General features: G+C 73.0%; 11 protein-coding genes. 8 read left to right on the forward strand and 3 right to left on the reverse strand.

Annotated elements, in window-relative coordinates; translation table 11 throughout:
• Window positions 1–46 precede the first annotated feature (46 nt).
• The 3 genes from H4W80_RS42595 to H4W80_RS42605 are packed head-to-tail and all read left to right on the forward strand — an operon-like array spanning window position 47 to window position 3859.
• Window positions 47–979 (forward strand): LysR family transcriptional regulator, encoded by a 933-nt coding sequence (locus H4W80_RS42595; RefSeq protein ID WP_192790244.1) that lies wholly within the window; start codon window positions 47–49, stop codon window positions 977–979.
• Entirely contained in the window at window positions 976–1833 is an 858-nt protein-coding gene (locus tag H4W80_RS42600; RefSeq protein ID WP_192790245.1) for a serine hydrolase, read from the forward strand. Before H4W80_RS42595 ends, H4W80_RS42600 begins: the two co-directional genes overlap by 4 nt.
• A 58-nt stretch (window positions 1834–1891) precedes the next feature.
• Window positions 1892–3859 (forward strand): acetoacetate--CoA ligase, encoded by a 1968-nt coding sequence (locus H4W80_RS42605; protein WP_192790246.1) that lies wholly within the window; start codon window positions 1892–1894, stop codon window positions 3857–3859.
• Here the strand turns inward: H4W80_RS42605 and H4W80_RS61660 are convergent.
• Complete coding sequence (locus H4W80_RS61660; RefSeq protein WP_225963962.1) at window positions 3840–5504, reverse strand: zinc-binding dehydrogenase; 1665 nt, start codon at window positions 5502–5504, stop codon at window positions 3840–3842. The two genes, H4W80_RS42605 and H4W80_RS61660, sit on opposite strands and share 20 nt — an antisense overlap.
• Window positions 5505–5592: 88 nt before the next feature.
• Here H4W80_RS61660 and H4W80_RS42615 point away from each other — a divergent pair, with 88 nt between their 5' ends.
• From H4W80_RS42615 to rhaS, 5 genes are all read left to right on the forward strand, one after another.
• Window positions 5593–6522, forward strand: coding sequence for an AraC family transcriptional regulator (locus tag H4W80_RS42615; RefSeq protein WP_192790247.1), 930 nt, complete (start codon window positions 5593–5595; stop codon window positions 6520–6522).
• A gap of 152 nt (window positions 6523–6674) precedes the next feature.
• Window positions 6675–8171, forward strand: coding sequence for a sugar ABC transporter ATP-binding protein (locus H4W80_RS42620; RefSeq protein ID WP_192790248.1), 1497 nt, complete (start codon window positions 6675–6677; stop codon window positions 8169–8171).
• A 48-nt stretch (window positions 8172–8219) separates the two neighbouring features.
• Entirely contained in the window at window positions 8220–9356 is a 1137-nt protein-coding gene (locus tag H4W80_RS42625; protein ID WP_192790249.1) for an ABC transporter permease, read from the forward strand.
• Complete coding sequence (locus tag H4W80_RS42630) at window positions 9346–10329, forward strand: ABC transporter permease (RefSeq protein ID WP_192790250.1); 984 nt, start codon at window positions 9346–9348, stop codon at window positions 10327–10329. The genes H4W80_RS42625 and H4W80_RS42630 overlap by 11 nt, the downstream gene beginning before the upstream one ends.
• A complete protein-coding gene (gene rhaS / locus H4W80_RS42635; RefSeq protein WP_192790251.1) occupies window positions 10326–11411 on the forward strand; it encodes a rhamnose ABC transporter substrate-binding protein in 1086 nt (361 codons plus the stop codon). Before H4W80_RS42630 ends, rhaS begins: the two co-directional genes overlap by 4 nt.
• A gap of 20 nt (window positions 11412–11431) precedes the next feature.
• Here rhaS and H4W80_RS42640 read toward each other — a convergent pair whose 3' ends face one another.
• Entirely contained in the window at window positions 11432–12097 is a 666-nt protein-coding gene (locus H4W80_RS42640) for a response regulator (RefSeq protein WP_192790252.1), read from the reverse strand.
• Complete coding sequence (locus H4W80_RS63965) at window positions 12094–13434, reverse strand: sensor histidine kinase (RefSeq protein ID WP_318787309.1); 1341 nt, start codon at window positions 13432–13434, stop codon at window positions 12094–12096. The genes H4W80_RS42640 and H4W80_RS63965 overlap by 4 nt, the downstream gene beginning before the upstream one ends.
• Window positions 13435–13530 lie beyond the last annotated feature (96 nt).

A 13530-nucleotide genomic window follows, 5' to 3' on the forward strand; every position in this document is an offset into this window, starting at 1 on the left:
TGATATGAGCGCCTTACAGATATAAATCTGGATATAGTGGCTGGTCGTGGACCTTGTCCGGCACCTTCGCTACTTCACCGTCGTCGCGGAGGAACTCCACTTCGGCAACGCCGCCATCCGGCTCGGCATGGCCCAGCCGCCGCTCAGCCAGCGCATCAAGCGCCTGGAGGAGGAGCTCGGCGTGCGGCTGTTCGACCGCTCGGCCCGCCAGGTGCGGCTCACCGAGGCCGGCCGGCTGCTCCTGGGCGAGGCCCGCGAGATCGTGGCCCGGGTGGACCGGCTGCACGAGCTGGCCAGACAGGGCGAGGGCACGGTGCTCAAGGTCGGCCTCCCGCCCGACCTGGCCGCCGCCGCCATCGCCGCCCTGGTCGCGGGCTTCCGCGAGACCAATCCTGCGGTACGCCTCGCGCCCGCCGAGATCTGGACCGCCGACCAGGTGACGGCGCTGGCCGAGGGGACGATCGACGTCGGCCTCGTCCGCCATCCGGTCGCCGCGCCCGGCCTGCGGTTCGGCCAGGTGCTCGCGCAGCCGCAGGGCGTGCTGCTGGCCGAGGGCGACCCGCTCACCGGCGTCGGCGAGGTGCACCTGGCCGACCTGGCGGGGCGGGAGCTGCTGGTGCCGCCGCAGGAGGGCGAGCCGGGGCTGTACGCGGAGCTGCTCTCGGAGTGCCGCCGGCACGGCTACGTCCCCGTGCAGGTGCACGAGGGCGCCGGGCTCGGGCTGGTGCTGGCGGGCGCGGCGGTGGCGTTCGGGCCGAAGGTGGAGCTCCCGGGGCTGGCCTGGCGGCCGCTGCTAGGCTCGCCGATCACGTGCCGGGTCTCCACCGCCTGGCGCCAGGCGGTGGCCGCCCCGATCGACGAACTGGTCGACGACTTCTCGGCCGTCGCCGTACGCACGCTGAAGGAGAGCGCCGGGATGACGGACGAGGGCGCGGTGTCGGTGCGGCGGATCAGCCGCAGGCCGGGGATGCTGGCATGAGCGAGCCCGACTTCGAGGCGTTGTTCCGAACGGCGGGGGTGCGCGGCCGGCTGTACGCGGCCGACATCGACTCGGGGCGCGAGGTGGGGCACGGGCCGGACGAGCCGGTGCCGACGGCGTCGATGTTCAAGGTGCCGCTGCTGGTGGCGCTCTGCAGGCAGGCCGACGCCGGGCTCCTGGACCTGTCCGAACGCGTGACCGTCACGGCCGGGGACAGGGTCTCGGGGCCGACGGGGCTCTCGGCGATGCTCGACGACGTGACGATCTCGCTGCGCGACCTGGCGTACCTGATGATCGCGGTGAGCGACAACACCGCTGCCGACGTGCTGCTGGGCCGGGTCGGGTGCGAGGCGATCAACACCATGCTGGCCGGGTTCGGGCTGGACGGGACGCGCGTGACGCAGAGCGCCCGGGAGCTTCTCGGCAGCATGGCGATCGACGCCGGGCACCCGTGGCCGTTCGTGGATCCGGAGGACATCGCGCGGCTGAGCGCGCTCGACCCCGCGCGGGCGAACCGGTCCACCCCGCGCGAGCTGGCCGCGCTGTTCGGGATGATCTGGCGGGACGAGGCGGCCTCGGAGGAGTCGTGCGCCTGGATGCGCGGCGTGCTCAACATGCAGGTGTGGCCGCACCGGCTGGCCTCCGGCTTCCCGTACGACGACGTCGCGGTCAGCGGCAAGACCGGCACGCTGCCCACATTGCGCAGCGAGTCGGGGGTCGTCGAGTACCCCGACGGCCGGCGCTACGCCGTGGCCGTGTGCACCCGTTCGTTCAGCACGGCGCTCAACCAGCCGCGCGCCGACGCGGTGATCGGCACGGCGGCGCGTATGGCGGTGGACCACCTACGGAGATAGCAAGTTATGTGGGAGTCCGGGTATGACTTTCCCCTCGACGGGCGACAGGATGGGGCACATGGTTGCTGAGGGCGCGCTTCTCTGGGAGCCGAGCGAAGAGGTCGTCGCGAAGGCCGGGCTGACCCGCTACCTGGAGTGGCTGGGACGGCCGGGCCCCTACGAGGACGTGTGGCGGTGGTCCGTCGAGCACCCGGGCGAGTTCTGGACGTCGATCTGGGACTACTTCGACGTGGTCGGCGACCGGGGCGACGGGCCGGTGCTCTCCGGGACGATGCCGGACGTCACCTGGTTCGAGGGGAGCACGCTCAACTACGCCGAGAACGCGCTGCGCCGCACCGAGGGCACCGCCGTGGTGTTCGTGTCCGAGGACGGCGCCCGCCAGGAGCTGACCCGGGACGAGCTGCGCGAGGAGGTCGCCCGCGTCCGGGCGGGGCTGGTCCGCCTCGGCGTGCGGCGCGGCGACCGGGTGGCCGCCTACCTGCCGAGCATCCCGCAGGCCCTGATCGCCTTCCTGGCGACCGCCTCTCTCGGCGCCATCTGGTCGGCCGGCTCGCCCGACTTCGGGGTGCCCAGCATCGTCGACAGGTTCAAGCAGATCGAGCCCAAGGTGCTCATCGCGGTCGACGGCTACCACTACAACGGCAAGACCTACGACCGCTCCGACGCCGTCAACGAGATCGCCGCCCAGCTGCCCACGCTGCGCGCGACCGTGTGGATCCCCTACCTGGCGGCGCTCGACGAGGGCCGCGCGCCCCAGCAGGCCGAGCCCGCCGAGGCGCACACCCGGCAGGTGCCGCACGGCGAGGTGATCGGCTGGGAGGGGCTGCGGGCCGAGGAGGGGCCGCTGGAGTTCGAGCGGGTGCCGTTCGGCCACCCGCTGTGGATCCTCTACTCCAGCGGCACGACCGGGCTGCCCAAGCCGATCGTGCACGGCCACGGCGGCGTGGTGCTGGAGCATCTCAAGTCCCTCACCTTCCAGCAGGACATCGGCGAGGGCGATGTGTTCTTCTGGTACACCACCACGGGCTGGATGATGTGGAACTACCTCATCGGCGCCCTGCTGGTGGGGGCCACCCCGGTGCTGTACGACGGCGCGGCCACCTATCCGTCGCCGGCCGCGCTGTGGCGGATCGCCGACTCCGAGAAGGTGACCTACTTCGGGGTCGGGGCGCCGTACATCATGGCCTCGCTGAAGGCCGGGATCCACCCCGAGGGGCTGGAGCGGCTGCGCGGCATCGGCTCGACCGGCTCGCCGCTGCCTCCGGAGGGGTTCGCGTGGGTGGCCTCAGAGCTGCCCGGGGTGCCGCTGGGGTCGTTCTCCGGGGGCACGGACGTGTGCACGGGGTTCGTCGGGGCGACCATGCTCCACCCGATCAGGGCGGGCGTCATCCCGTGCCGGGCGCTGGGGGCGAAGGTCGAGTCGTACGACTCCACGGGCAAGCCGGTCGTCGGCGAGGTGGGGGAGCTGGTGCTGACCGCGCCGATGCCGTCGATGCCGGTGATGTTCTGGAACGACCCCGACGGCCGGCGCTACTTCGAGAGCTACTTCGACGTCTACCCCGGGGTGTGGCGGCACGGCGACTGGATCAAGATCGACGAGGACGGGAGCTGCGTGATCTACGGCCGCTCCGACTCGACCCTCAACCGGGGCGGCGTCCGGATGGGCACCAGCGAGTTCTACCGGGTCGTCGAGCGGTTCGACGAGATCGCCGACAGCCTCGTGATCGACACCGGGCAGCTCGGCCAGGAGGGGCGGCTGCTGCTGTACGTGACGCTCGCCGAGGGCGCGACGCTGACCGACTCGCTCCAGCGGACCCTCTGCGACGCCCTGCGCAAGGAGCTGTCGCCCCGTCACGTGCCCAACGAGATCCACGCCGTCCCCGGCATCCCGCGCACGCTGTCCGGCAAGAAGCTGGAGGTGCCCGTACGCAAGATCCTGCTGGGCACGCCCGTCGAGCAGGCGGCCAATCCCGACGCCATGGCCAACCCCGAGGTGCTGCGCCACTTCAGTCCGGCAGCAGAATGATCTTGCCGCGCGTCCGGCCCTGCTCAGCCGCGCGGTGGACCTCCGCCAGCTCGGTCAGGGGGCGATACTCGGCCGCCTCGACCAGGAGCTCGCCCCGGTCGACGAGCGCGGCCAGCTCGGCCAGCTGGGCCGGGTCGTTGCGGGCCACGAAGTGGGTGCCGCCCTCGATCGGGGCGGCGACGGTGACCACCGTGCGCCCGAGCCCGGCCAGGGCGGCGGCGTCCTTCTCGGAGACGCCGGCCAGGTTCAGCACCACGTCCATGCCGCCGGGGAGCGGCGTGGTCGTGTAGTCGATCACCTCGTCCGCGCCGTACCGCTCGACCGCCGCCGCGCTGCGCGGGCTCGCCGTGGCGAACACGGTCGCCCCCGCCAGCTTGGCGAGCTGGACGGCGAACATGCCGATCCCGCCACCCGCGCCGTTGATCAGCACGCGCTGCCCGCGAGTGATGCGGGCGTGCTCGCGCACCGCCTGCCAGGCGGTGAGCCCGGCCACCGGGACGGCGGCCGCGTGGGCGAGCGGGATGCTCTCTGGCGCCCTGGCCAGGACGCTCGCGGGCACGGCCGCGTATCCGGCGGCGGCGCCGTCCGCCAGGCCGAACACGCGCTCGCCCGGGGCCAGGCCCGTCACGCCCGCGCCGAGCTCGACGACCGTGCCCGCGATGTCCCAGCCCAACGTGTACGGCAGGCTCACCGGGAGCACCTCGCGCAGCAGGCCCATACGCAGGCCGACCTCCGACGGGTTGAAGGAGGTGGCGGCCACTTCCAGGAGGACCTGTCCCGGGCCCGGGCGCGGCGTGGGGATCCGATCGAGGCGGATCTCGCCCCCGTATGCGTGGACGCGGGCGGCACGCATGGTCTCGGGCGGTTCGCCGGGAACGCGGAACTCCTCGGCGTGGTCGGCCACCCAGGCGCCGAACGTGCGGGGCGCGGTCTTCGTGACCTCCTCGACCGCCGGCGTGACGGGGGCCGGGTGGCGGACGAGGTCCGCCTGGGCCTGGAGCACGCCGTCCACCGCCTGCGGGGGCCAGCCCATGGCCAGGAGCTCCGTACGGGTCCGGCCGGGCGGGACCTCCTCCCAGCTCGCCGGATATTTCGTGATCTGGGAGATGGTGCGGACCTGTTCGGCCTGGGTGATCGACTCCGGGCCGGTCAGGTCGTAGACGGCGCCGTGGTGCCCCTCCTCCAGCAGCGCCCGGGCCGCCACCGCCGCGAGGTCCCGCTCGTCCAGCACGGGCATCGCGGCTTCGCCGTACGAGCCGCGCACCACCCCCGCCCGCACCCGCGCCGCCCACCGCAGCGCGTTGGCCGCGAAGGCGTGCGGGCGCAGGATGGTCCACTCCGGCACCGACCTCTCGATCAGCCGCTCGACCTCGCGTTCGTGGTCGCGTACGGCGGCGGAGGAGAGGTAGACCACCCGCCGCGCCCGGCGCGCGATCGCGTCGATCACCCCCGCCGCCCCTTCCGCCGTGGCGAACGGCCACACCAGGAACACCGACTCCACCCCGTCGAGCGGCAGCGACCCGGGGTCCGCCAGGTCGCCCTGGGCCCGGCCGAAGGGCCTGACCTCGGCCCCCGCCTCCGCCAGCCTCTCCGCCACCAGCCTGCCGACCGTACCGGTCGCGCCCGTCACCAGCACCGTTCTCATGCAGGAAACCGTAGGGGGCAGCAGCGAGACAACCAATGCGTCATCGAACCGGATTTCATACGCGATCGTCCTGCCGTAGGCTTCCGCCGTGGACGTGCTCAGCGACGTGATCGCCCTCATGCGCACCGGCAGCCCTCGATCGGCCCGCGTCGAATGGCGCGCGCCCTGGGGCCAGCGGTTCCCGTCGGTTCCCGGCTCCGCCGGGTTCCAGGTCGTCCTGCGGGGGTCGAGCTGGCTGATCCGGCCCGACGGCGACCCGATCGCGCTGTCGGTGGGTGACGTGGTCTTCTTCCCCCACGGCCACGGCTACGCCATGGCCGACTCGCCGTCCACCCCGCTCGCCGAGCCCGACTGCGACCCGCTGGACGACGGCCCCGGCCTGTTCGCCTCCGCTTCCGTCGACGGGCCCGCGGCGACGGTGCTGCTGTGCGGCGGCTACCGGCTCGATCCGGGCCAGGCCCATCCGATCCTGCGCGACCTGCCCGACCTGATCCACCTCCCGGCCGGCGTCGGCCTCCACACCGAGCTGCGCGCCGCCGTCGAAGCCCTGGGCGCCGAGATCCAGCGCCCGCGGCTGGGCGCCGACACGGTGGTGTCGTCCCTCCTGGACCTGCTGCTGCTCTACATCCTGCGGGCCTGGTTCGAGGGGGAGCACGGCCAGTGCTCGGTCGGCGGGTGGGCGCAGGCGCTCGCCGATCCCGGCATCAGCGCCGCGCTGGACGCCGTCCACCGCGATCCCGCCCACCCGTGGACGGTCCAGGAGCTGGGCGCGCGGGCGGGGCTGTCGAGGTCGGCCTTCTCGCGCCGCTTCGGCGAGCTGATCGGCCGGCCGCCGCTTTCGTACCTCACCTGGTGGCGCCTGGCCACGGCGGCCCACCTCATGCGCGCGTCGGACGCCCCGCTGAGCCGGATCGCCGCCGAGGTGGGCTACACCTCGGAGTTCGCCTTCGCCAACGCCTTCAAACGGGAGTACGGCGTGGCGCCGGGCCGATATCGCCGCGAGATCTGCCCGGCCTGACTCCTTGCCCCTGCGCAAATAGCTTAAAACGTAACAATTTCCGAACGACTTCGGGTGCTTGGGAATCTTGTAATAGCCAGGCATTGACGCTTCGCCACTCGCTGATTTACCGTCCTCCCACCGCTTAAAACGATTTTGCCGGGAGTGCGGCAATGAATGAAACTCCCGTTCTATCCCTTTCGCAGGTCAGCAAGGCGTTCGGTGCGGTGCGCGCCGTACGCGAGGTCTCTCTTGAGCTCTTCCCCGGCGAGGTTCACGCGCTCGCGGGGGAGAACGGCGCGGGCAAGTCGACGATCGTGAAGATCCTGTCCGGCGTGCACCGGCCGGACTCGGGCCGGATCCTGCTGGACGGCGAGCCGGTGGAGTTCGGCGGGCCCGCGGACGCGCAGCGGGCCGGGGTCGCGGTCATCTACCAGGAGCCGACCCTCTTTCCCGACCTGTCGGTCATGGAGAACATCTTCATGGGCCGCCAGCCCCGCGGCCGCCTCGGCATCGACCGGCGGGCCATGCGCGCGGGCGCCGCCGAGCTGTTCGGGCGGCTCGGCGTGCACCTCGACCCCGACCAGCCGGCCCGTGGCCTGTCGATCGCCGACCAGCAGCTCGTGGAGATCGCCAAGGCGCTGTCGCGGCAGGCGCGGGTGCTCGTCATGGACGAGCCCACCGCCGCCCTGTCGGGCACGGAGGTGGCCCGGCTGTTCGGCGTGGCCCGGACGCTGCGCTCGCAGGGCTGCGCGCTGCTGTTCATCTCGCACCGGCTGGAGGAGATCTTCGAGCTGTGCCAGAGGGTCACCACCCTGCGTGACGGCGCGTACGTGGCCGAGGACCTGATCGCCGGCATCACCCCCGACGACCTGGTACGCCGCATGGTCGGCAGGGAGCTGGAGGCGCTGTTCCCCAAGCAGGAGACGGAGGCCGGCGAGGTCGCGCTCAAGGTGCGCCGGCTCACCCGCGAGGGCGTCTTCACCGACGTCTCCTTCGAAGTGCGGCGGGGCGAGATCGTCGCGCTGGCCGGGCTCGTCGGGGCCGGGCGCAGCGAGGTGGCCAGGGCCGTGTTCGGCATCGACCGGTGGGACGCGGGGAGCGTCGAGGTGGCCGGCCGGCGGCTGCGGCCCGCCAGCCCGACGGCGGCCATGGCGGCGGGGCTGGCGCTCGTGCCCGAGGACCGGCGGCAGCAGGGGCTCGTCATGGACCTGTCCATCGAGCGCAACATCGGGCTCGCCGGCCTGGCCGACGTGCGCCGGGGGCCGCTGGTCTCCCGCGCGGCCGAGCGGGAGCGGGCCCGGGACTGGGCGGTGCGGCTGCGGCTGAAGTTCGCGCGGCTGACGGACGCCGTGGACGTGCTGTCCGGCGGCAACCAGCAGAAGGTCGTGCTGGCCAAGTGGCTGGCGCGCCGGCCGTCGGTGCTCATCGTGGACGAGCCGACCCGCGGGATCGACGTGGCCACCAAGGCCGAGGTGCACCGGCTGCTGTCGGAGCTGGCCGGGAGCGGGGTGGCGGTGCTGATGATCTCGTCCGAGCTGCCCGAGGTGCTGGGAATGGCCGACCGGGTGCTGGTCATGCACGAGGGGCGGCTGGCGGCGGAGATCCCGCGCGCGGACGCCACCGAGGAGAGCGTGATGGCCGCCGCCACCGGAAGGAGCCGCGGGTGACCGCCACCGTAGGGAGCCGCGCGTGACAGCCACCGGAAGGAGCCGCGCGTGACCGCCACCGTCACCAGGACCGAGGCCGGGCGCCGCGACGGCGGGCGGCGGCTCGTGGACCGGGTCGCGCGGGTGCGCGAGCTCGGCATCGTGGTCGCGCTCGGCCTGCTCTTCGGCGTCACCGGCGCCGTCAACCCGTCCTTCCTCACCTACGCCAGCCTGCGCGACATCCTGCTGAACTCCGCCATCGTCGCCATGCTCGCCGTCGGCCAGACGCTCGTGGTCATCACCAGGAACGTGGACCTGTCCGTCAGCTCCGTGGTGGGGCTGTCGGCGTTCGGGGGCGCGCTGGTCCTGGCCGACCACCCGGGCGTGCCGATACCGGTCGTCATCGCGGGCTGCGTGGTGCTCGGCGCCCTGTGCGGGGCGGTCAACGGGCTGCTCGTCGGGGCGGCCAAGGTGCCCGCGCTGGTGGCCACCCTCGGCACCCTGTACGCCTTCCGCGGCATCGACTTCGCCTGGGCCGGCGGACGCCAGGTGAACGCGGCCGACATGCCCGAAGGCTTCCTGTCCCTGGGCGCGCGCTCGGTGCTCGGCGTGCCGCTGCTCGCGCTGGTCGCCCTGGTCGTGCTGCTGGTGGTCGGGTGGATGCTGGGCAACCTGCGCGCCGGCCGCGAGCTGTACGCCATCGGCTCCAACCCCGAGGCGGCGGTGCTGGCCGGGATCCGGGTGCGGCGCAGGATCGTCGCGGCGTTCGTGGCCAACGGGGCGCTGGCGGGGCTGGCCGGGGTCATGTGGGCGGCCCGCTTCGGCACCGTGGACGCCACCGTGGCGACCGGCAAGGAGCTCGACGTGGTCGCCGCCGTCGTGGTGGGCGGGGTGGCCATCTTCGGCGGCAGCGGCACGGTGTACGGGGCGGCGCTCGGGGCACTGCTGCTGACCGGCATCACCAGCGCGCTGGCCGTGCTCCGGGTGGACGCGCTCGCCCAGACCGCCATCAACGGCGCGCTGCTGCTGGCCGCCATCGTCCTCGACCGCGTGCTCGCGCTCCGCGTCGCCGCGGCCCTGCGCCGCCGCAGATTCCACGACCCCGCCGAACCGGACGACCGCGCTGAACCGGACGACCGCGCGAACCCCGCAGACCCCGCTTACCGTGCAGACCCCGCCTCAGGGAGGACCGCCGATGGCAGCTGATCTCGCTCGGACGGCGCGCCGGTGGGAGGGGCTCATCCTCGTGCTGCTCGTCGGCGTGAGCGTCTGGGCCTCGCTCGGCGTGGACGGGTTCGCGAACGGGTCCAACGTCTCCTTCCTGCTCCTCGACACCACCGAGATCGCCCTCATGGCCCTGACCATGACGCTGGTCATCGTGGCGGCCGAGATCGACCTGTCGGTGGCCTCCACGCTGGGCCTGTCGTGCGCGGTGCTCGGCGGGCTGTGGAACGCGGGGCTGCCGATCGAGGCGATCATGCCCATCTGCCTGCTGGTGGGCGCCCTGTGCGGCGCGTTCAACGGGCTGCTCGTCACCCGCCTCGGCCTGCCCTCGCTGGCGGTCACCATCGGGACGTTCGCGCTGTTCCGCGGCCTGGCGTACGTCATGCTGGGCGACCAGGCGGTGGCCGACCTGCCGCCCGCGTACACGAGCCTGGCCACCGCGTCCATCGGCCCGATCCCGCTGGCGTCCGTGCTGGTCGCGGTGCTGGCGGTGGTGGCGGCCACGCTGCTGCACGCGACCGGGCTGGGCCGCTCGATCGTCGCGCTCGGCTCGAACGAGGAGGCCGCCTACTTCGCCGGCGTCCGGGTGAAGCGGATCAAGTTCTGGCTGTTCGTGGCCTCCGGGGTGATGGCGTCGCTGGCCTCCCTCGTCTACACGTTCCGCTACGCCAGCGCCAGGGCGGACAACGGCGTCGGGCTCGAACTGGCCGTGGTGGCCGCCGTGCTGCTCGGCGGCGTGTCGATCTTCGGCGGGCGCGGCACGCTGCCCGGCGTCCTCATGGCGGTGCTGCTGCTCGGCGTCGTGCGCAACGCGCTCATCCTCGCCGACGTGGCCAACGAGGTCCTGAACTTCGTGACGGGCCTGCTGCTCGTCGCATCCGTGCTGGCGCCGAACCTGGGGGCGGTATGGCGGCGGCGCACCTCACCACAAGTGGAAGGGAAGTCCGTTTCATGACAACGCGCACCCCCTGGCGGCCTACGGCGCTCCTTGCCGGACTCGTCCTGCTGACGGCCGCCTGCGGCGGCACCACCAAGAGCGACGTGGCACAGCAGTCCTCCGCCTCCGCCACGGCCGCCGCGTCCTCGGCCCCGGCCGCGGATCCGAACGCCCCGCTCAAGCAGGGACTGAAGATCGCGTTCCTGCCCAAGCAGGTCAACAACCCGTACTTCACGATCGCCGACAACGGCGGGATCGAGGCCGCCAAGGAGTTCGGCGGCGAGGGCAAGGAGGTCGGGCCGTCCGACGCCAGCGCGTCCTCGCAGGTCTCCTACATCAACACGCTGATGCAGCAGAAGCAGGACGCCATCGTCATCTCCGCGAACGACCCGAACGCCGTCGTGCCCGCGCTCAAGCAGGCCATGGCCGCCGGGGTCAAGGTCGTCAGCTACGACTCCGACACCGCCCCCGAGGGCCGCGACGTGTTCGTCAACCAGGCCAGCCCCGAGGACCTGGGCCGGACCGAGGTGCAGCTGCTGGCCGAGCAGATCGGGCACAAGGGCAAGATCGCCGTGCTCTCCGCCACCCCCAACGCGACGAACCAGAACACCTGGATCGACTTCATGAAGGACGAGCTCAAGAAGCCCGAGTACAAGGACATGGAGCTGGTCAAGGTCGCCTACGGCAACGACGACGACCAGAAGTCGTTCACCGAGACGCAGGGGCTGCTGCGCTCGTACCCGGACCTGGCGGGCATCATCTCGCCCACGACCGTGGGGATCGCCGCGGCGGCCCGCTACCTGTCGGACTCGCCGTCCAAGGGCAAGGTCAAGCTGACCGGGCTCGGCACCCCCAACCAGCTCAGGAAGTTCGTCAAGGACGGCACCATCGAGGCGTTCGAGCTGTGGAACCCGGCCGACCTGGGCTACCTGGCCTCCTACGCGGCGGCGGCGCTGGCGTCCGGGCAGATCACCGGGGCCGAAGGGGAGAAGTTCAAGGCGGGCAAGCTCGGCGAGTACACGATCGGGGCCAAGGGCGAGGTGCTGCTGGGCAAGCCGACCGTGTTCAACAAGGACAACATCGACAAGTTCGACTTCTGAGGCTCTGAGGCTTCTGACGCTCACGCCCGGCCGCGCGGCACGACCAGGCCCGACTCGTACGCCATGACGACGGCCTGGGTCCTGTCGCGCAGGCCGAGCTTGTTCAGCACCCGGCTCACGTGGGTCTTGACCGTCTCCTCTGTGACCACCAGCCTGGCCGCGATCTCGGGGTTGGACAGGCCCTCGGCGACCAGCCGCAGGACCTGCGTCTCGCGCGGGGTCAGCGCGGACAGCCCCCCGGCCTCCGGCCTCGGGCCGCCCATGCGGGCGAACTCGCTGATGAGGCGGCGGGTGACGGCCGGGGCCAGCAGCGCCTCGCCGGCGGCGATCACGCGTACGGCGTCGAAGAGGCGCTCGGCGGTGACGTCCTTGAGCAGGAAGCCGCTGGCTCCGGCGCGCAGGGCGTCGTAGACGTACTCGTCCAGGTCGAACGTGGTCAGGATGAGCACCCTCGGCCCGCCGTTGAGGCGCCTGGTGGCCTCGATGCCGTCCATGACCGGCATGCGCACGTCCATGAGCACCACGTCGGGGGACAGCTCGCGGCAGACCCGCACCGCCTCGGCCCCGTCGGCGGCGGTGCCCGCGACCTCGAAGTCCGGCTGGGTGTCGAGCAGCTCGGCGAACCCCGTCCGCACCACCAGATGGTCGTCGGCGATCACGATCCTGAGCCTGCCGGGCCCGCTCATGCGCCCTCCTCGTCCCGTCCGGGCAGGCGGGCCTCCACCAGGAACCCGCCGCCCTGGGCGGGGCCCGTGCGCAGCTCGCCGCCGACGGCCGCGGCCCGCTCGCGCATGCCGGACAGGCCGTGTCCACCACTGTGCCCACCACTGTGCCCACCACTGGGCCCACCTTCGGTGTTCGACGGTCCCGGGCCGTTGTCGCGGACGACCAGCCGCAGGCCGGGGCCGGTGTAGTCGAGCTCCACGTCCACGGCGGCACCGGGCGCGTGGCGGCGCGCGTTGGTGAGCGCCTCCTGGATGATCCGGTACGCGGCCAGCTCCACGCCGGGATCGAGCTCCACCGGCGAGCCCCGCAGGACGAGCCGGGTGCTCGTGCCCGACGCCTCGCGCGACTCGTCGAGCAGCTCGTTGAGCTCGTGCAGGCGCAGGCCGGGCTGGGGACGCCAGGCCGACTCGGCCTCGGCGTCCTCGCGCAGCACGCCGAGCAGCCGCCGCATCTCGGTCAGCGCCGCCCGCGCGGTGTCGCCGATGGCCAGCAGCCGCTCCGCACCCGCCTCCGGCATGCCCGGGACGGCCAGCCGGGCGGTCTCCGCCTGGACGGCGACCATGGAGATGTGGTGGGCGACCACGTCGTGCAGCTCACGGGCGATGCGGGCGCGCTCGCCGCGCGCGGTGTGCTCGACCAGGCTGTCGGCCATGACCTGCCGGGCGGCGGTGTCGGCGCGGGCCCTGCGGCGGGCCCGTACGGCGATCCCGGCCAGCGCCAGCGCCGGGGCCAGGCAGGCGAGCAGCAGCGTGAGCGCCCGCACCCGCTCGCCCGGCCCGATCACCACCGCCAGCACCGGGTACGGCACCGCGACGAGCAGGGCCGCGGCCGGCGCACCGCGGCGGCCCGCCCGGTAGCCGGCGATCAGCTGCGCCGCCGCGCCCGGCACGGTCAGCGTGTGGAAGGCCAGGACCGACAGCGCGCCCGCCCCGGTGGCCAGGAGCGCTGCCACGGACGGCTGGGCCCACAGGAGGGGGAGCGGCAGCGTGGTGGCCAGCGCGAGCAGGGGGAACACCACGAGGAGCAGCGGGGCCACGCCGTCATCGGCCGGCCGCAGCGCGTCGGGGCTCACGGGGTGACTGCCCACCGGGGCGCTCACGGTATCCGAGAGCGCGGGCGCGCTCCCGGACTGCACGACCGACTCGATCACCGCGAGCACCGCCAGGGCCACCCCGAGCACGACCGGCAGGTGCCGGGCCGCGGCGGGGCCGTACGGCACGGCCGCCCCGATCCGGCGCGCCCACGCGAGGGGCACCGCGACGACGCGGCTCCACCTCCGGTCCTGCACTCGTTCCACCAGGTCATTGTCCCGGGCGCGGGCAAATGTGGCATCCCTCGTAAGAGGGACGAGACGTAGCTGGCGCCAGTGACGCCGCAGATCGCTCCGCCGCGT

This window comes from Nonomuraea angiospora (assembly GCF_014873145.1).
Taxonomy (GTDB): domain Bacteria; phylum Actinomycetota; class Actinomycetes; order Streptosporangiales; family Streptosporangiaceae; genus Nonomuraea; species Nonomuraea angiospora.